Origin of the sequence: Algoriphagus kandeliae, from assembly GCF_004571135.1 — a bacterium.
Lineage (GTDB): Bacteria > Bacteroidota > Bacteroidia > Cytophagales > Cyclobacteriaceae > Algoriphagus > Algoriphagus kandeliae.
On the sequence record NZ_SPSB01000003.1, the window covers coordinates 803,719 to 825,000 of the forward strand.

General features: G+C 40.2%; 6 protein-coding genes. All 6 read right to left on the reverse strand.

Annotation, left to right across the window (positions count from 1 at the left end; all coding sequences use genetic code 11):
• Positions 1 to 169: 169 nt before the first annotated feature.
• Positions 170 to 2,104, reverse strand: a complete 1,935-nt coding sequence (locus E4S40_RS12100; protein ID WP_135074377.1) for a hypothetical protein — start codon at positions 2,102 to 2,104, stop codon at positions 170 to 172.
• Positions 2,104 to 8,673: a hypothetical protein gene (locus E4S40_RS12105; protein ID WP_135074379.1), complete on the reverse strand. Its 6,570-nt coding sequence runs from the start codon at positions 8,671 to 8,673 to the stop codon at positions 2,104 to 2,106. The genes E4S40_RS12100 and E4S40_RS12105 overlap by 1 nt, the downstream gene beginning before the upstream one ends.
• A 5-nt stretch (positions 8,674 to 8,678) precedes the next feature.
• Positions 8,679 to 11,903, reverse strand: a complete 3,225-nt coding sequence (locus E4S40_RS12110) for a hypothetical protein (protein WP_135074381.1) — start codon at positions 11,901 to 11,903, stop codon at positions 8,679 to 8,681.
• Positions 11,904 to 11,906: 3 nt separating this feature from the next.
• The gene (locus E4S40_RS12115) at positions 11,907 to 18,518 is read right to left on the reverse strand and encodes a DUF6603 domain-containing protein (protein ID WP_135074383.1); all 6,612 of its coding nucleotides are present in this window, start codon (positions 18,516 to 18,518) and stop codon (positions 11,907 to 11,909) included.
• 563 nt (positions 18,519 to 19,081) lie between these two features.
• Entirely contained in the window at positions 19,082 to 20,296 is a 1,215-nt protein-coding gene (locus E4S40_RS12120; RefSeq protein WP_135074385.1) for a porin, read from the reverse strand.
• Positions 20,297 to 20,617: 321 nt separating this feature from the next.
• Complete coding sequence (locus E4S40_RS12125; RefSeq protein ID WP_135074387.1) at positions 20,618 to 21,271, reverse strand: HAD family hydrolase; 654 nt, start codon at positions 21,269 to 21,271, stop codon at positions 20,618 to 20,620.
• Positions 21,272 to 21,282: the final 11 nt, after the last annotated feature.

The window sequence follows — 21,282 nt, forward strand, 5'->3', positions numbered from 1 at the left end:
AAGACGTCACTGTGCCTACAGAAAGTTGAAGCATAACTCGTTGTCATACTGTTCTCAAGATTCAATTTCTTGTTCTTCTTCCTTGCTTGCTCAGGTTCCTAACACCGTAGTGCGTTTATCTTAAATTCCCGAAGGACTATTACCAATCTTATATTTCTAATTTAGTCAATCAATCCTTATTTTCCAATACCAAATCAAATCTTAATCCGCTACTTCCCTCTCCCCTTCCAGTTCGTTTTCTTCGGCCATACCAGGACACAATTTTTCCATTATACCATCTTGTACGTTGGTAGGTACTCGTTAACTTGACACCTGCCCTTGGAATCTCTTCCTCATTGATATACAAAGGATTAAGCTGATTATCATCTTCATCTATCCCATCTCGTAGAAGTGGTGTTCTCGGACGAATGGCATGAGGAGCATGTAACTCATTGATTCGCGGCATGGATGCTCTCTGGAAATGAATCTCACGATTTGAGCCTGGCTGATGAACAGGGATAAATGGAATCCAATTCTCACTCACACTATTCCCTAATTGATACCTCAATTGGGCTTTATATGTGGATACCTTGATTTCATCCGAAGCATTTACACTTTCTGGAAGTGTAATCTCTGAAGGAATCTCCTCTGGCTTGATTAAGCGATTGAATTCATCCTGAAGGTTCTTAGCAGCTTCATAACCGTCAATCCCCTCACCTAATCCATTAGGAATTTTGGATTCAATTCCCCAAACCAGATTTGCCATTTCATCTCGAATAAATTTGATTTCTTCGATTGCTTCACTTTCCAATGTCTTAACTGCTGCTGATGGAAGAAGCACTCTTTTATCAAAATCAGGAGTTTCAAATTCCCCTTTTTCTACTGTCAGGGAATACATATTCCACTCATTCCAGCTTTCACCATCTTTGTGAGCTGCCTCAACAAAGAAGTTTTGACCAAAGGTATCCCGAACCAAAATCCCTTCTACCTCAACCATGGAGCCTGTAGGAATATCATATGGAATAGCCAGCCAGTCATTGCTGTACTGTAGAGCATATTGAGTCACCAAAATTTTGGCAATATCAGTGTCAGAAGCCTTCAGATTGCCGAGATCAATGGAGCCATCTTCCATTTCCCACCAGCGTGAATTCGGCATCCCTGCAAAACTTGCTTCGGAAGGAATCACTGTCAGCACTTCTCTTTTTCTAATGGATTCATCGTAGGCTAGGTTGGAATTCCCTTTTTCTTTGGCCACATCAAATGAAAACCAATCTAAATGGCCATGAAAATACTCCTCAGCATTTAATTCTGTTTTGGTTCCATCACCTTCATCCACTTCAGTTCGAAAACTGTATTCAAGACGCTCCCTTAACCAACAATCCTGTTCATCGCTTTCTGGTAAATTCAATTCATTCTTCACAAATTCAACCCATTTAGCAGCAACCAAAAGCAGCAAGTTCTTATGTTTTGAAAGAATAAATTTTTCAGCATTCGGTGATTGATTCGGAGCAAGTATCAGTTGATTGATTTGGGTTGGATTTTGCCATAAAAGAAACCAAAGAGTCTTCCCATTTACGGCTCTCCCGCTCACTGCTCGAAGGAAGGAAGCTGACTGCTGCAAACTTAGCACCCGAGCTTTTGAAGCTGTTGTTTGAGCCGTATCATCTTCCTGAAACTGAGGTATAGTAAAAGGGAATTTTTCTTTAAACTGCTCCCGATACATCCCAGTATTATACCCTTGGCTAGTAGGGAGTTTTACCCCTTCCTCATCGAGCAGATTCAAAAACTTTTTCCCGATCCGTACAGCCATTTTCAAATCTATATCAGGAATCAATCGCTCTACCCTTGCTTCTAAAGGTAAATCTTCCGTGTATGGTATTTTATTTCCGTCACCTCCCGTGAATGAGGTCATTCGGACCATATTTATAGCAGCTTTTGCAAAAATCGCCGATCCGGCATCCTCACCTTTCAACTCCCCAAACTGATACTGTCTAGCCAACATCCATAAAGGGTCATTGATTTTTGCAGCAAGTGAATCGTCCAATTCTTCCTCACGAGGCCGCCCTTCGATTCGATTATAGGCTCTGAAAGGTTCACAGGGGAAATATTGCTTTATTGTTGTCATTATTCTTCAGATTCATATCCAACATTCACACTGGTATAATCGATAAAATAACCGAGCGCATCACCTCCGGATGATCCATCATTGGTTTCATCTTCGTCAGATGCCGCTAGTTTTCGGGCAAACTCATCATCGCCAAATGCCAAGGTTGCGGTAGCAGGTAATACTTGAGAAAACATAGATTTATCTACTTGATCCGGCTCAACTGCCCTTAATTTTGCCAATTGAAAAGCTTCCTCCACACAAAGTGCTAATTCCTCAAAATCCCAAGTACCTCTTTTTTCAGGTGGCACCGCTAAAAGCAAACTTTGAGGGGCTCTGGAATCAGGTTGATTGAAATGAAATGCTATTCCAGTAGTCTCTTTCGGATCTGGAATAATTTCCATCCATTCGTCTAAAAACAAACTACAACAGTTAGCTTGTAAATTCTCTTTTCCAAAAATCAATAAAGACAAACGATCCCCATCAGGAATATAAGAATCTGGAAATTCAGCTCCTAACCAATAATCCCTTTCGGCTATCGGGGGCAGATTATTTAGATCAAATGGTAATTGTACTGGCTGAAAACTGATCTGATCATCGTGAAGCACTTCGCCCAAAATCGAAACAGTTTCCAAATAACCAAGTCGGTTTCTAACCAATGAAATTCCTGACCACCAATCTTGAAGCTGAGCTTCGTTTTGATGTCGCAAAGGACTTTCTGATCTATGCATACTGAGTTGCCCACTCAAATCAGATTCATTGCTCAAGGTGATTTTAGGAACTATTTTGAAACCGCTTCCAAAAAACTTAGTAGAGAATTCTGAAGCAAAACTGATCCATTTACCCTGATCAATTTCAAATTCTAATTCCGAAAGTTGAGCTTGGGCAAAAGTGATGTTTTCTGCCATTTTGACTTTTGCCGACAGGATGCGCTGAGCCAAAGAAAGGACATCTTCAGCTGGATCAACGGGGTAAAATCCCGAGAAACCAAAATTTGACAAAGCTTTCAAGGAATCTATTGCCAAATCATTTTCGGAAGAAGAATAGGATGTTTTGGAAGCTTCAAATGGCGATAAAGAATCCAAAAGGTTCTGATAATCACTTATTGCTGTAGTGATCCGAGTATTCAAATCTGTCAAATCAACTCCTGCAGCCTCAGGTCCAAAATTCAAATCATCTTCAGCGATCCGGTAATCTCTCGCATCTGCTGCTCTCGCTGACCCGATTACTTTTCCCAAATGCTGAAGCATGGATACGATTTCTCCAAAACTCAAGGTAGATGAACTAGATGCTTCATTGAATTGGATCGAAATATCATCCTCCGAAGTAGCTCCGTTTTGTCTTAAATAATCGATGCATCTAGCCTGCAACTCTCCCAAACTATCATCTCCCCCACTGGTAACCAATGGCACCAAATCGATTGGCTGCATTCCCAAATCTGAAAGACTAATAGAGGTACTTGTATCTCCAAAGCTTGCTTTCCAAGCTACCAACTCAGGGTCCCCAATTTTTGACGCCAGCCAGTGATTTAGGGATGGTTCTGCCTTGCTTCTTGGACTAGCCTCCACACCAACCCATGGAGAACTTGAATTTTGAATGACAGGAATTTGAAGCAAAGCTCTCTGTGTCACCATTACTCCTTGTCTGAAAGTTTTGATTATTTCAGGATCAAGAGGGACCTTGCCTTCAGAAATTGCATTTAGGACTGCACTGGCCCGAACATGATTCCCCCGGACTAATTGATAAACTCCTTCAGCCGTCACTAAATCTCCTAAGGCATCGATAGCATCCGCGATATTGTCTAATTCATGAACAATTGCCCTGATTTTTTTTCGCTCCAACTCTGCTGTAGAACCCGTGCTTGGAGCTGCAGGGTTGGGGAGCTGACTTGCCAATCCCCAAGGGAAGCCTTTAAACTGAACAGGGGAGACACTGTCATTGATGATATTATCCACAAAGGTTAGATCAGGATTCCATAATCCTGCATCAGTAAGATGCTTCTCAACATGATCTATTAATGCCAATCCATCGACTACATTTAAGGCCTTGATCGATTCTGACTGAGTGGTATCAGTAGGATCTACCGAAGAGTCAGAGTACGTAGGAAATTTTCTTCTTAATCGGTAGATATAAACATCCATTTCCAATGGATTCCCTGATCCATCTTCATATTTCTCATGTAGCGCACGCTCAAACTGATATCCTAAAAGTGCTCCCGTTTCTTGGCCATTCCCAACTCCTTCCAAAAGATGAAGGGCTTTTCTTACTCTTGCAGAGGTAAGATTCACCGATAAGGCATTATTGCTATCTCCTTTTGCTTTGATGGAATTATATCCGGCTCGCAAAACTGCAGCAGTGACTGCATGATTCATGCTTGGACCATGGATAAATCCTTGGCTATCCGGCAATTTTTTAACATCCTGACCATTTGAGGACTCAAGTCCTTTTGGAAGTTTAGGGACTGATTCCATTTCTTCAGATCTTCGTAAATCGTGGACAAATCCATAGGCTCCAAGATAAGTTCCTGATGGATTTTCACTCCGCAATTCTCTAAGGCGATAATCTGACAAGCCAGTCAACCAAGCATCCAATCGATAAGTAACCAAGTCAATGTGGGAAGAAAGCAACCTTTCCAGAGTTGATACATCCAGATTTTTGATTTTTTCAAGAGCTTTCCTCGCATAGGTTCCATGGTCATATACCCATGCACCTCGTATCATGGCCATCAAGACAGAATACTGTGTTTTTTCCTCTCCATCAATCTCGACTTTGGGAAGATCTTCAAAATGAAGACTGGTTACTTTTTCCAATGTATTCTGATCTAGGATCCATTCCAGATAATTTTTCCCCTTATCAGTAACCGCTAAGGGACCTTGACCTAATTGCTCATCCTGTACCAAGGGTCCCAGTATAAAATTCCCTTCGGTAAATCGATTTTTATAAATATTTGATTTAGAAATAGCATTAGTCTGTGTATTTGTAGTGGTATGCCCCAAACCACTTAAGAGTTGCTTGTAGTTGTAAGCAACTTCACCTGGAGTGAAGGCTCCTTCTAAATAGTCCCAATTTACTTGGAAGCCTTCTCCTTCCTCATCAGGATCTTGCCATCTATTAGCAGCATTGACACCAAAGCGATAGAAAAATTCCTTAGAAAATGGCTCTAGCCCCAGAACTTTCAAAAATTCGGCTTGAGGATTTGCCTTGTATTGATCGCTATTGATATGAAGGGGTTTATCTCTGAAGTTTTCAAATCCCTTTTTGGTTTGTTTTAAAAAGAGTGTAAGGTTTTTGATATAATTCGCTTCAGTTCCCTTAGCGGTGGATCCTTGAGATTTGAATAATTCAACAGGAGAAACGGGAACAATTCCATAGGGCTGATTATCTACACGAAAGATTGGCAAGGTTCCCAAGGCAGACACATGGTGCAGCATAAACAACATGGTCTGATTGATGTCGAAATCCTGCATTAGGTTAGGAATCATCACCTTGAAATAATATTTCAGGGTAGCGTTGAAAAGTGCTCTATTCATAGCTCTTCCCAAACAAATGTCTTTTTTGTCATGATTCCTGATATAATTTGCTAAAGACTCAGGTAGGCCAAGTGCTTCTTTAAAGAACTGTCCATCAGGAACTTCTAATTCATCCTTATCATCGAAACTGTCTACATATTTAGGCGGGTTTGAAGCAAAAAATAAATCGAAAGCTCCGTCCAAATCATCGTCTAATGCCCTGTAAGGAGATTTCACTTGGTCTGTATTATTTGTAGCAGTTCCTGCTGCCAAATATTCCAATCCACCTTCACTGTAGAGGTGATTGATAAACAATTTATTTAAGAGTTCTTGACTTTGATTCGCATCCTTATTCTGAACACCATATACCATCACTAAGTCAAATCCTTTATCCCAATCATCCTTGTCCAAAGGAATCTTGACTGCCATCCCTGCCTCCACGGCCGCATTGAAATCAAACATCCAGTTAATCTCTCCGGGCACTTCCAAATCACCATTGGGTAGATGCTTGAAATAGTCAGCTTGATCACCGCTAGGATCTAAACTGACCGGTAAAGGTTTTTGTATAGTTTTTCCCGTGGCTATATGTTGATATTGATCACCCCTTTTGGTAATCACTACAAAACGATCTGGTAAAACTTCTGTAAACCCTGCCCGATCCCAGCTTTTGGTTTTCTTAGGAACATTTGGAAAGGTCAACGCAGGTTTAAAAGGTTCATTAAGTTCTTTTAGATGATCTTTGTAATATTCATAAATAATTTTTCCTAACTCATTGATCTGCAAAGCCAACTGCTCAATTTGAGATTTTTGCAAGGCCGATGTACGGGAGGTAATCCAGCTCTCAAGGCTTTCGATCAACTGTCGGAAATAGGAAATAGCAATATCTAAAGTGCCTTTTGTCTCTAAGCAAGGCGTAAAATGAGAAGATGCTAAGAGTTTTTTTATGCGCAATGGAGCTGAGGCAAATGCTTCTTCAAGCTTTTTTAATTTTGAATCAGATTTAGGCTGTAAGCGAGATTTGTTTTTTACGTACCCAAGCTCCTCGATCAAGTAGTCCTTTAATTCATCTTTTATTTTTTCGATTTTCCCGGTTACAATTTCCTTGGGCTCCAAAGCACGAATGGCATAGGCGGCTCTTCGTACCCCTAAACTTACAGCTACTGCACGCCATGCGCCTAACTTGGCCGACTCCCGCTCAGATTCAGGTTTACTGTAAACTTCGTAATAGAAGTCTTTTGCAGCCTGCTCTTCATTATCGGTAAGCCGTTCGTCATGATTGTCTATGGCGATGTCATCTGGAAAAATCCGTACCCAAAGCTCATTCACCTCTTCCGTGCGAGGAGTAAAAATCACCCGGTTTCGATAATCCTCATAAAATCGATCTCTAGGATCATTGATGTCAACCAACTGATCCAAAATCTGATTTTCGATGCTCACCAACATTCGGTCTGCCTCTGCTCGGGCACCTTCTGCTTCGGGTAGAGGGTTGGCTTTGAGCACATTATTTACTTGGTCCCGAAGACTGAAATATGCACTTTTGAGCTGATTGTATTCACCTCTAGGAAGTAAGATTGTACTGGAGGCAGTGGTTTTTATTTTTTCTTGAAGCTGAGAAAGTTGACTTTTTAAATCTTCAAGAGCTTGCTTTGGAGGTTTTTCTCGATTTGCAACAATGACATCCCGGGCATTGACAATACTTCGGCGAGTTGCTAGGGAGGATAGTGAACTTATCTTGATCTTGTTTTCTGCTAGAATTTGATTCTCCAGTTTTTTAAATCCTGGCTCTAATTCCTGCATATCTTTTAGATATCCCGAAAGTTGTGTATTTAGCTTGGCAATACCTCTTTTTTCCAAAGGGGTTTTGGTTCTGATTTTTCTTGAAGCAGCTTGAAAGCTAAGCAACTGCTTCTTCAAAACCCCATAATTCTTTTTCAGCTTATTGATCTCATCCAAGCTACCGTCAAGTGGTAATTGGGCATGTTTATGAATATCTTTTAATTGCGTAATTAGCTCCTTTTGAACCGAAATCAAGGTTCGATAGTCTTTTATCCCAATTTTTACTTTGGCAGCAATAAAAAAACTTGCCTTAACAATTTTAGGGTTGAGCTGCTTGATTGGGAAGGTCTTTAGCGTTTCTCTAAACCGAACTACTGGAACTGTCTCTTGATCGATCTTTTCTTTGAGAGAATTGATCTTCTTTCGAAGTTCATATTCCTCTCTTTTGAGATCTTTTTTGCCTGTATAGCCGATTTTGAAATTAGTAAGTCTGACATTTCCGCTCTTATGTTTTCGTTTAATCAAAGAAATATTGCTTTGGATTTTTTTGATCATATCCTCGGTAGCACGAAAATCAGGAGCATCTGCCAAGGCATCCATTTCACTCAGTCGATCCTCAATATTTTTTAGCTCCTTATCAAGTGTAGCAGCATTGATTTTGTTGGAAACAAAAATCCCATCGATACTTTTATTTAATTTTTCTAGTGCATCTAGGTAGAGTTTACCTTTTTCGTAGACAAAGCGAGAGGGTGTCTTGAGTCGCTCGACTGCCTTGACGAGTTCCTCTACTCGATCCATCAGACTAGCCTTTGTAGGAGCTAGCTCATCCCAAATCCAAAATGGCTGAATCACAGATTTTAAATCTCCCGCTGCATGTCGAAGCACCAATTTATCAGCTCTTTCTGCTTCTTTGATTTTATTGACTAATCCTGTGATTCGCTCTGTTTCCTTTTGGAAGTCAGCAAAATTCTTTTTTAACTGATTTTTGGCTTGTTTCTCCTTACGAGCAAAAATAACCGTGGCCTTTTTTTCCTTTTCTTCATCCTCTGAGGGCTGAAATTCAATGATTGCATCTTCCAAAATTTGGACTTCATAAATGAGCTTGTATACCAATTGGATGATGGTATTGGCGTCTCCTTTACCCGGAACAGATGGTTTCACCAACCGTGAATACTTCATGAATTTAGTCTCCAGTCGAACTGGCAACATCAAGATAGGGAAATCATCACTCCGCTGATTGAAGGCATTTTTGATCTGATGAAAAACCGGGTCGTTATATTTTCCTACAAGTTCTGGGATAGCCATAGCGCTTAATCGTTTAGCATGGTAGATGCATGTCGTGCAAAAAGAATGGGGGCTTGATAAAGAATATAGGCCATATCGCTGCTGCTTGCACCCCATTGTGCAGCTCTTGGACCCGTTCCACTAGGACTGAGTTGAAGATTCACTCCGTTTATTTTCAAATAAGAAGGTTGCTTAGAGGCATTCCCTGTGAGATGTTCCCAAGTCACTTGATTCCAATTGTCAGGAGTCATATCCAATGCCCCATCCAAATCATCCAGTCCAAAACTTACCTGCCCAGGTCTTTCCCGAAGTACAAAAAACCAACCTGGATTATTTGTTCTGTTCCCATTGGCCTCTTCCTGAGAAAGCTCAAAACCAAAGAAATAAACGTCTGGCTCAATGGAACCACTAAGGATAGGCCATTTGACATTTCCGGATTGATTGTAATCACTTAATTGCCTTGGAAGAGCCGGATTCCCATTTTTATAAACAGCCTTTTGGGCATAAACTAGCGTATTTGGATACTTTCTGAGCAAATCCCCTTTAATCAGGAGGACGAGACCAGCACCTGGTTTTTCCTCATTTTTCCCCAGGGCTTTATTCCATTTATGGATTTCTTTGATATCAGCTCGTGCATTTTGATTGGCGAGCATCGCCTCCACATAAGCCTCATAATCGTCCCCTACTTCTACATCTTTCATCGGGTCATTGTCATATTCCCAAAAATGCCGGAAATAACTCCCTCTCATATCGGTAGGAAACTCTCTCCATAGCAATTCCCTCGAAAACTCGTGATTCATCCCCATCAAGAAAGACTCGATAAACTGACGATTCGTCTCCATCAGGGTAATGGTATTGGGTTCGATTTCATTGATATTTGGAATGATGTAGTCAGGAGAAATCTCCTTGAGATACTCATATACCGGTATTGGAAACCGCGGATAAGCCATGATTGGCTTATTGTTGAGAATGATATTTGAGGTAAAAAAGGAAGCCAATTTCCGGGTAAAATTTACCCTAGGGTCAAGTTTCGCCCGTATTTTATCCTGTATATCTAAAGGCAAAGAGGCACGAAGCGGCTTTTGAACCAGTTTTGCTATTTTATCAGTCCCTTGAGAGATTACAAACTTATCGGAAAAACTAGTTAGAAAATCCTCTCGGGTCTTAATCGTGGTACTATGAATATATTGTACAATAGTGCTTAAGACAGCCCCTCCTTTTACAAACTTAACCTCATCATTAGGGCCATAAATCCCTTCCGTAAAATTTGGATTGATTCTATCTTCGAATACGTCTGGATTGATTACAAATGTCCTATTTTCATCTACTTTCTGCCTATTGGTAATTCCGTTCAGAATATCCTCTGCTCTTTTTCTGGGTTCTTCTTCCAAATCAGTCAGCTTTGCCATTACCTCTGAAGTTGAAAAATTCATAGTAGAAAACTCCAAAATCGCATTAGTCAACTTTTCCATGAAAGAAACAGGAGGTTTCTCAACAACCACATCTACGATATTATCATAGGCCTTTAAAGTAGGTAAGATCATGGCAGGCTCAGAACGGCTCGGAGCAGCTGAAATTCTCCCATTTTCTTCCTTTTGAATATTCAGTTTGACAAACAAATCCTGATTAAGAACTTCCAAGGCTCCATCCTTCCCGTCATTCATCAAGGCTGTGGGCGTAAAATTATTGGCAACCTTCAAGAAGGTACCAGAGCGAATCGAGGTGGGCACAATGGAAGTTTTAAATGCTTTTTTGACGGTAGACTGAGCGTCCAACTTCAATACCTCAAAGGCTTTTCCGGTGGCATTAATTAGATCGAACTGATTCAGCTTAAAAACCTTTTTAATCGCTAAGGCTTGGGTAGCCCTTTTTATCAACTCACTTTCTCTGATTTTTTGATTGGCTTCATTAATCTCCCCGATCTGCTCCCAAGCCATCTCCATGAAGTGCTCTTGATTCTTCTGAACCACTTGAACGCCCAAACCTGCAGCAGCCCGATGGCTAGGATGAAGATTCATTTGATGAATCCAATCTGATCCATTTGCTGTTAGCTTATTAACTCCTTTATGCCATTTACCGTAAATGGGCGGGGTGATGATTGGATCTTGTTCTGCATTAGGAGAATAGAAAAAGGTTGGGTTTGGAATAGGAGCTTTATCCTGAAGATCAAATGAAAGATTTAACACTCTCAATAATTGGGTCTTAAGATCCTGCTGACTCATTGGCCAAGGAGCAGTTTGATAATCGGGATGCCTTAATGCTCCCTCCACATAACCAAGTGAATCCGCACCGACTGGCTTGATACCAAAGCCCATATCCTCCATCTCCATTTCTCTCTTGCCAATATTTTCCGGAAGTTCACGAGCTTCCAATAGCTGTGCTAAGCTTTCAAAATCCCCTCCCTCGTCTACTTTAAAGGACCAGGTATAGTAATAGGGGTAACTGGAAGGATTTGTACCTCCATTAATCGCTGTACGGGACCAAGAAGGCTTTTGGGCTGGCACTCCTTCTGTATCCAATCCCAAACCTGCTAATCTTCCGGTTTCAAATGCCGGAATCAAAAAAGCATGGTAAACATTTGGGTCATAATCCAAAGAAGGCGAGAGCTCTGTATATTCCAGCTTTCTTGCACATAGCAATCTAGAAAGAGCTAAATCCGGATTTTTCGAAAGTTTATCAGATAATTGGGATGCAGGATTGGAAGGAGAATCACCCAAATCTTCCAAAATATGTACGTGAGCTAAGGCATAGGTATCCTTTTCGTTACAAAAAACTTCCCCCAGCGCATCATTATTGATGTTTATAAATGGAGTGGGAGTTCCACCTGTACTCTTTTCAAATTCATTTTCCCGTAATACGATCAATGCCAACCAAGGCCTGAGTTTATTCCCTACCGGCTTGGCAGGCGTAAATCGCCAAGGCAAATCCTCTTCGTAAAACTCAACGTAGCAAAGATTATTGGTCTCAAAATTTGTGACCCCTTTTTTAGGATGTACTCTGATGATCGATTTGGAATTCACTCCCAAAACATCTCCAGGACCTTGCACTTTGACAACTTTGGTGATTGTATGAGTCTGTGAAACTTCTGCTTTGGTAGCCTTCACTTTCGTTATCACAGTGATTTCAGGGCGCTCAAGAGTAGCGTTATTTGGCAAAGTATTTCCCAAAAAATCTGCTTCTAGGATTTCATTCCCTAATCCTTGTCTAACCCAAGGTAAAAATGAATAATTAGCAAAAACTGAATCTGGCATATCTTATAAGGCTAAAACATCACTGGCAACAACTTGAACACTCTGTTTTCCCGATTTTTGGGAAGTTTTGGCTATCTCCACAGCTTCCATGTAAGACAGATGCTGGGCAGCTCCAACAACTTGCAAATCCTCCGTGCCTACTACTGCAAAACCCGGTTTTTGCAAGGCAACTTTTTTAGGATTGAGTACCTGGGATTTGTAAGCCGACAAAGAAGACCGTCCCACAGCTCCTCTTCTTGAGAAGAAAGTGGTCTCTTTTTGGCTGAAAGTAGCTAAAGCACCCAGTTTTTGAATAGCAAATGCCTGGTTGGCTTCATCCATCACATGTTGCTCATATTCCACCGTTCTATCTACCACTCCCCCACATTTCAAGGCGTCAGTTGCACTTAATTTGACACCGGAGTTCTGATCTTCGAATGAAGGGAGACTGAGCTTTTCATTATCTCCTATGTCAATAAAATTAGCTGGAGCAAAGGCTTCTTGGATATAAGAATAATTGGCAGATGAATTTCCGATTTTCACCTCGTCTACTTCAAAAAGAGTAAAATCTGAAGGTTTGAATTGCCCGAACTTGGAAATCTCTACTTCAAGCGGTACGATTTTCTGACTGATTTCTATCGAACCATTTGGTGTAAGAATCAACTCTTCTTCCGATGCCAAACCTCTCATGCGTAATCCAGGAGAATTCGGGTTGGAAGGTATACTTCTCCAGTTTTGAATGTCCTCCATTGCATCGGTAAGTAGCGGGAAGACCGTAATATCCGGTAGTGTTGTATCTTTTTTGTCTCCCCAAGTGACGTCGAATTTGACTTTGACTGAGAAGAAAAGAATCTTGAATTTGGCGGTACCTTTTGCTCTCCATGGGGTCGGTCCCTCGAGCGAAAATTCCAGAGAAAGACTGAGCAAAGTGGTGCTGCCAGCCTTGACTGCCAATCTTGCCCGTGCATCGGCAATGAAGCGGAAAGGTGAAAATTGGAACAGAACATCAAAGCCAAATTCTCCGACTACTTTGAAACCTGCTACCCCAAAATAAAAATCGATACCAGCTCCGAATTGGACTGTATTGGATGTGACTGCAAAGTAACAAGCCAATGTCAGACGGGGATTACCTGAAAGAATTTTCAAGGTAAGCCGCTTCATCGTTGGGATTTGAAGATGAGTAGGTGGATTAAATCTCGGATGGAAACCTCCCACCGAGAGTACAAAATCCGGCTTTGCTCCCCACGAAATCCGCAAAACCATATCACCCTCTAGTCCAAAAGTAAGCACCCTAGAATCAAACAAGCTTGCATCAAAGCTCAGCATGCCTTTTTCAAAGTCGATCATGCCGAGGAAAGCAACCTGAATTTTGATCAAGGCGGCATTTTCATCAGGCAAAATCACTCGAAGAACTCCTAGAATCCCAAACCTTACAGGATTTGCAAATTCTATAGCTACTCCTAAATCTACCCGGAGAAGTGTAGGAACTCCCCAAGTAATAGCAGCCATTGGACCCAAAACAAATTGGTCTCGCTTCACTGGGAAGACCTCCTTGATATCGGTCAGAATCTTATTAATATTGGCAATGATGTCCTTTGGAAAAAGAATATTCTGAATGGTTCCGGTCCGAACACCATCCCGTAGTCGCTCTACTTGAATGGTTCTATGAATACCTAAAATCCCTCCCAATCCGGACAAAAAGAATCCAAACCCTAAGGCGATCCCTGTTGCAAACTCCACAGAAACAATAAACAATACGGAGGTTCCCGGCTTGCCATCCGGCATTTTGCTATTGATGATTCCTATCGCAGATACTGCGAAAAGATTCATAAAGGATAACTCGACAGCTCCTGCGTATTCCCCTTTTTCTTTATCAAAAAACAAATAACCTCCTCCGGTAAATACCGGCGTGTCTAGCGAAACTCCTAGTCCTGTTGGTGGTTTGAAGCGTATGTCAATATTGACTATTCCAAAATTGGAATTTCCCTGTGGCACTCCATTGCTAAAAGTAGCCTTGACTAAGGTGGCCTCTATTCCTAATCCCTCCACGGAAGCGGCCACTGGTCCAAGCGTTATGCTTGCTCCTGAAAATGCTACTCCAATATCTGCACCTGCAGTCCCATTGTCTTTGTATGTGATTTTTAGCGCATCTAAGCTGACTGCATTTCCGAATTTCCCATTTACAGGAATTAAAGCCTCACTTTGAGCTCCTCCAAATGAAATATTAAGGCCTGAAGGCCAGCGGATATCCAAGTCAATATCAAACGATTCCCCAAACTGTAAATCCTTTAGATTGATCTGACTTGGCAGCAGATCATCCATACCAGGGATGACAATCTGATTTTCTATTAATCCACCTAAACTGAAACCCCAATCATTGGAAGCAGTCCTGCTCAGGCCGATTTTACTCAAGTATATCCGAACTACGCTTGGGACATCCAAGACTTTCAAAGCTGGATCTGCCGTTCCCAAAATGCTAAATGCTCCTTGATTATCGATCTCTATATCAACTCCGATAGCAGTGGCGCCATCCGCGCCTCCAATTCCTTCTAACTCAAGTTGCCCTTGAAGTTTGATCGTGATTTCATCTTGGTTTTTGGTAACGGAGATATCCAAAATGGTAATTTTGATACTTCCAACATGAAAAACTGCTGTACTTCCTATCGAGGCAGAAAAATTCCCCGCAGAAGGAACTTCAAAACTGACAGTTACTTTGGCCTGCTGATCTGAATCATCCTTCAAACCAGGTATTTCTAATTCTCCTTCAAATGAAAATGGATACTGAAGACTTAAAGAAGTAAATGCCAATTCAAGCTCTTTCAATGTAAAGGCAAAACCTCCTACTTTGATCTTTTGATCACTGGAAAGGGATATTTGATATTTTTTGGTAGCTTTTTCGTAACTGAAACCAATTCCTATTTCAGCAGGACCCGAACCGCTTTCATTTTCAAAACCTGAGAAACCCAATGCGGCGGCGGCTTGGATGCTTTCCAATTCACCTTGCAAAATCCTCAGATCAAAGTCATCGATGAATAAACTGACATCCCCTAATTTAAGCTCAGTTCGACTACCCCCAGTATTTGCCTGGATGGTATAATCATTTCCATCGGATAATTGAAAACTGAAATCCAACGAGTTGTGCCCTGTATCGCAGGCATCGATCGTCAATTGCCCTGCAAAAATTGCATCCATCAGGTTTCCATTTTGAATAGCAAAACCAAATTGAGAGAATGCAAAATCAAGGTCTCCAATTTTAAAAGTCGGCAAAGAACTTGCCGAGAAACTGAGTTTATTCTGTCCTGAATTATAGGCAACAGCTACCTGAATGAAATCATCACCACCCGGAAGTTTAAACTTCGAGGTTCCGGAAATGGATTGCATTGATCCATTAGAAACAACCAAATCCAAATCAACATCTTTAAGTTCTAACCCATTGCCTTCAAGGGTTCCCACCGAAAGGATTTGAATTGAATAACTATTGCCCCCATTGCTTACTTCGAAAGTAAAATTGAGCCCCCCGCCATTGGTAAAAAAGGGCATGCTAATCGTTCCTTCTAAATCGCCGGATTCAAAATTCCCATTTCGGATTAAAAATGCTAAGGAAGTTATATTGAGCGTAAAAATGGCCAAATCAACTGCTGGCAAACCGGATGCAGAAAGGGCGAAATCTTCATTTCCGTTTTTTGAATAATTTACGGCAACTGAAAACGGCTGATTCGGAGCAGTTAGTTCAGGAATGTGAAATCCAGCGGACCCACTTGCATTTTGAACATTCCCACTTAAAACCTGAATGGCAAATTCAACATCGCTGAGGACGAACATTCCAAAATTCGAACTTTGCCCTGTTCCATCAATTTGAATCGAATAACTGTTGGTTTTAGCAACAGATACTTCAAATCCGATCGGGTTGCCATCAAAAACCGGAAGCGTAATTTGACCATTGACATCGGCCTCAAAATCTTTTGACTTTTCACTCGCAATCCGAATTTGGTCAAAATGTAAATTGAAACTTTCAAGATCCGCTGTGACATCTTGTAGCTCTATTTCATAAATAGGATTAGGCCCGGATGTATCAACTGAAATATTGAATGTGAAAGGTTGACTCAATCCTGGGAATTGCAAAGCGCCTGAACCCGAGACTGACTGGAGATTTCCATTCTGGACCAGAAGATTAAAACTCTGAAATTGCAATTGAACAGGTCCGAATTCTAAGGTATTCTGATCAGGAGTTCCTGTAAGATTTAGTGAATAATTCTGCCCAGTATTTCCGATTTCTAACTCGAAAAGGATTCCAGACCCCCCCGTTGAATCGGGTAATTTAAAAGCTCCAGCAGCAGAGCCATTTTGGAAATCTCCATTTCGAATCTCAAAATCCAATGATGCTAGGTGCATTTCTCCTCCAAATAATTCGAGGTCAAGTGGATTTTGAAGATTGATTAAATATTGATCTTGAATTTGGGAATAGGCAAGGGATACAGCGCTAGGAGAATTAAATCCAGGAATAAGAAGTGTGGCATTTCCTGTAAAATCTTGTACCACCCCTCCAGAAACCTGAAGGCTGAGCTGGACCTGATTTAACTCAAAATCACCAAATCGAACAAACTGAGAGCCACTATTTACTGCAATTTGATAATTATCGGTTCGCTCGATAGCAAAGGCAAAATCCAAACTTCCTCCATCATCAAACACCGATAAAGTCAAGCTCCCAATCGCACTCGCTGAAAATTGTTGGGATCGCTGACTGCTTAAGGTAATTTGGGAAAAGTTCAGGCTAAACCCGGCAACATCTGCTTGGACATTATTGATTTCTATTTCATATTCCGTATTTCCCCCATTGATTGTTACTCCAAAATTGAAAGCGAAAGCTTGGCTCAAGCCGGGAAATTGCAATTGCCCATTCCCGGATATTGCCTGAAGTGCTGTATTCTGAACAATCAACTCAAAAGCTTGAATTTGCAACGAAATCGGGCCAAAGTTTAATTCACTATCTGCAGGATTCCCTGTCAATTGAATCAAATAATCATTACCCCCATTGGAGAACATCAACTCAAAGCCAATACCCGCTCCATCAGTTGTATCAGGTAGCTTAAGTTTTCCATTTATCTGACTTCCAGTAAAAGTCCCGTTTAGAAATTCAAATTGGATTTGGGAAAAATCAATTTGACAACCCGCTATTTCAGGTGTCCCAAAATCTGAAGCTTGAATCAGTAGATTTTCATCAGAGCCGGTACGATTAAATTGAACATCTACCTCAATTGGAGTACCAGAGGTGATCTCAGGAATGGTTAGGGTACCTTGACCATTGATATCCTGAACTTGCCCATTCAGATAGGCTAACGTGAATTGCTGCAAATTCAAGATAAAACCGCCATGGGAAACAGGCTGATTGCCGGTGATTCTGATTTCTAATTCATCTTGACTCGAATCCAGAAAAGCTATCTCAAAATCCAGTTTGCCAGTTGAAAAGAGCGGTAGCTCTAATTGGCCTTGCCAATCACTTTGAACCAAACTTCCGTCTTTATGAATTCGAAGAAAGACTTGATTGAAGGTGATGGTAGAAAAACCCAAAGGAATGGGTGAAAAATTATTTCCGGTGAATTCAAAATGAGGATCAGAATAATTGAATTGAAATTGAGTCTTTGCAGGCTGTTGAGTTCCTTGGTCAATGACTCCAGGCAATTGTGCCCATCCATTAATAGTTACCTCCGCGGGAGAAGAAGTATGGGTTGTAAGTTCAATTTGTTGAAAAAAGATCGATACACTTCCCTTTTTTAGTTCTTGCCCTTCGGGATTTTGAGCTTGGTAATTGACATCACCATTATTTAATAAGGAAACTTCAAAATCGATTTTACCGGGACCACCAGGACCAGAATCCAAAAATTCAAAGATAAATTCTCCCGACACTTGAGACCCGGATTGGAATTCTCCATTCTGTATAATTAGCGTCAATTGGCTAATTGTAGCCTGTATTCCTTGAAATCTAGCTAGGGGAATAGTTGAAGCTGTGGCATTAAAAACTCCTCCTCCATAATTCAATTCCAAACCCACCTTGTGAGGGCCTGTTCCATCCTCATTTTGTAGCCCAGGCAAAAAGGCATCAACAGAAAGCTGTAACTGCGTTAATTGAGAAAGTGTGAATGAACAGGAAGAAGAATTAATTGTCAAATCAACTCCTTGAATCTTACATTCTATTTTTTGGGTTTGATTTATAAAGAATTCCTTGACACCGCCATTATCTCTTATTTCTATTGTGTAGGGGATCTTTGATAATTCATTACTTACCCGATCTCGGAGCGAAAGAAGCTCCGTTTCCCCTTTTACTAAAAGTTCATCTATCTGAGTACCTGCATCATTTAATTTGATCTGAAATTGATTCAGGACTGAAGCCAACTCATGAAGAAAAAATTCAAAATTGTCTGCTATTAAATCCTCTGCAGAATCAATAACATATTGATTACCGACTTTCGAAATATCAACCGGAAGTTTGATGGGGTTATTTAATGAATCCTTGAGATGCTCAAAAACTACCTCAGCAGAATCCGAGGGATTTGCCAAAAGTTGATCCATTTGCGATTTCCATTGACTCAAACCTGAATCGGAAAGTAGGGACTCGAAAGGTAAGTTAACGACTGCCATAAAAAATCTGAATTACAAAATTCAAAAAACATAACTCTTTGAATTTAAGTAAATTATAAAAAGAATAAAAATTTTTTCTCTGAGAAAAATTCTAAAGAAAATTGTAAAATCAATAAAATTCAATTAAACCAATTTATTATTCAATTTTATGTATTTAAAAATCAATATTTGGTTAAAATAATCTAAAAAGTAATTTTTATTCTTCTTTAAGTCTTAATTATAAAATAATATTTGGATTCAATTTGAATTATATTCCAAATACCAAATTTTGTTAATAGAAAGCACACAAGGCCCTTGAAAAAGATAGAATTGGAAAAATTTGATTTAAGATTGATTCCTTGTTAAGTGCAGCCTTGACTAAGATTCTTGGAACAAATAAACTTTCCGTACCCTCAGTTGCTTAAAATTTCAAAATAAAAATTCCCAAGATGGAAGTTCATCTATACTGTGAGAGGACAAAACGCCGACAACTTTCACACCTGAATTTTTGCTCATAAAAAATGCCCCCAATAAGTGTCTAACTTTTTGGGGGCACATTATTTCAGGCCACCTCTGGATGGTTTTTAAAAATTTACTTGGGCTTGAAGCCTTAGCAAACTTCCTTTTTGCCTATTGGAAGGGTTAAGTGAATTTTCAGCCGTTCTATCTGAGAAAGTATACATACATACAAGTTCAAAGTTTCTATGAGGTTGCCATTCAAAACCGACCTCCAATTCTTTGACTCGATGTCGAGTAGCATCAATTTCAAACTTTTTCCCTCCTTTATAATAGTGATATCGAGTAAATGGTATGATTACATCTTTCCCTTTTAAAATTCTATAATTAGCCAAAATGTATCCACCTTGAAGAGGAGACTCTAAAACATCATCTAATTCAGGATCATATTCAGGCCCTTTTCCCCAATTGAATTCAGCCTGTAACCCAAAAGGCTGTGGGTACAAAACCACAGTAGGCCCGTAGCGAAAATCCTTGAATTCTACCTGATCCGTACTGGCTGGATTATTTCTTGTTACTATGTAGTTGCCAACATATCCTTGAAAAGAAGCTTCCAAAATCTGACCTGAGGAAAACTCAAAAGGATAGGTAAACCTTGATACAACATGGACATTTCTATTTTTGTCCTGCTGATTGGGTCCCTGTCCATTATAAATCCCCAAACCAAACATTCCGTAGTCACCGGAGCCCTTTAATCCTGAGGATGTCAAAAACCGAAAACGTTCCCGGATTTTTTGTGGGGCGTAATAAAAGAAAAGTCCTGTTTCACGTTCGTTTGGAACAGCAGAATTCAATCCGTCATTTCGGTCAAGTGGAAGTCTATTTGAACTGGACTGCAGATTTTCGAATCCAAATGGGACTTTTGATTGACCAATTCTGACGCGAAATTCCTGTTTTTTATCAAATGCCAAATCAAAATAAGCATCTCTTATTTGAGCAAAATTTCCCCCTCCTGAGGCGAAATCAGGCTGGATATAGAAATAAACCTGAGGATGAATCTGTCCATAAAAAATCAATCGGATTCGGCGGAAAAAGAATCCACCATTGTCTCCTCCCCATGATTTATCACATTGATCACACTTAAGATCTGGATTTGTCTCAAATAATCCATTATAACGAAGTTGAGCATAACCTCTCAATTGGATTTTTTCAAACCAAGTATTGACAACTCTAGGTGGATTTTGTTCTTGAGACAATAAAGTATCCTGAACAGCGCCTCTTGCAATGACACTGATGCTAACCATGACTAAAATGGTCATAGCTACCGCGAAAATTATTCGCATAATAGAATTATTAGAAGATGATAATTGTACAGCGCGGCAAAATTGCTTTGAAAAATTGTGATTTAAAATGAATCCTAGATTATCAAATAATTAACAAAACTAATCCTATCTATAATAAAATCTGATATCAGACCTAGGCTATTTGGTCAGAATCCATTATTTCACAGGTTTCAATGTTAAGAAATTGTTAAGAGCGAAAAAATCTGATTAAGTCAAAACTATAATTAAACCCTCCTTTTCTACAGAAGCGCTTAGATTTTTTTAATAATCAATGAAGATGAAGTAAAGCTCCTGTAAATAACTAAGCCTAGAATGTTCAAATTATTCAAAAAATGAAAGTATTCTTGGTATATCCACCTCCCCAAAATGATTAATATAAAAATCACAGGTCGGAAGTTCATCTACACTGTGAGAGGACAAAACGCCGACTACTTTCATCCCAGCATTTTTTGCGGCAGATACTCCTGAAAAAGAATCCTCGAAAACAACACATCGATCAGGATTTACTCCAAGATTTTCAGCTGACTTCAAATAGACTTCCGGATCAGGTTTGTGCTTGGTCACATGTTCGCTCGCCAAAGTTGATTCCATGTAAGGAAAAAGATCAAGCTTCCCACCGATCAATTCGAGATTAGCAAAGGGAGCGGAAGTCGCTACCCCCGTTAGAAAACCAGTATTTTTCAAATCCTTAAAAAATTCAAGAAATCCAGAAATGGGAGAAACATGGTGTTGGTAAATCTCCCGAAATAAACTCTCCTTCTCATCCTCAAGAATCAGAAGTTCATCTCCCTCAATTTTTCTTCCCAAAAAATGGCTTAATATATAGGAGTTGCTTTTGCCATACATATGCTGGGCAAACTCTTCCTCTGTGGGATACAAACTCCTTTTTTCAAAGAAAACCCGAAAAGCCTTTGAGTGGAATGGATTAGTATGGCAGATTACGCCATCCATATCGAAGATCACCGCTTTTTCCATTGTTAAAAAAG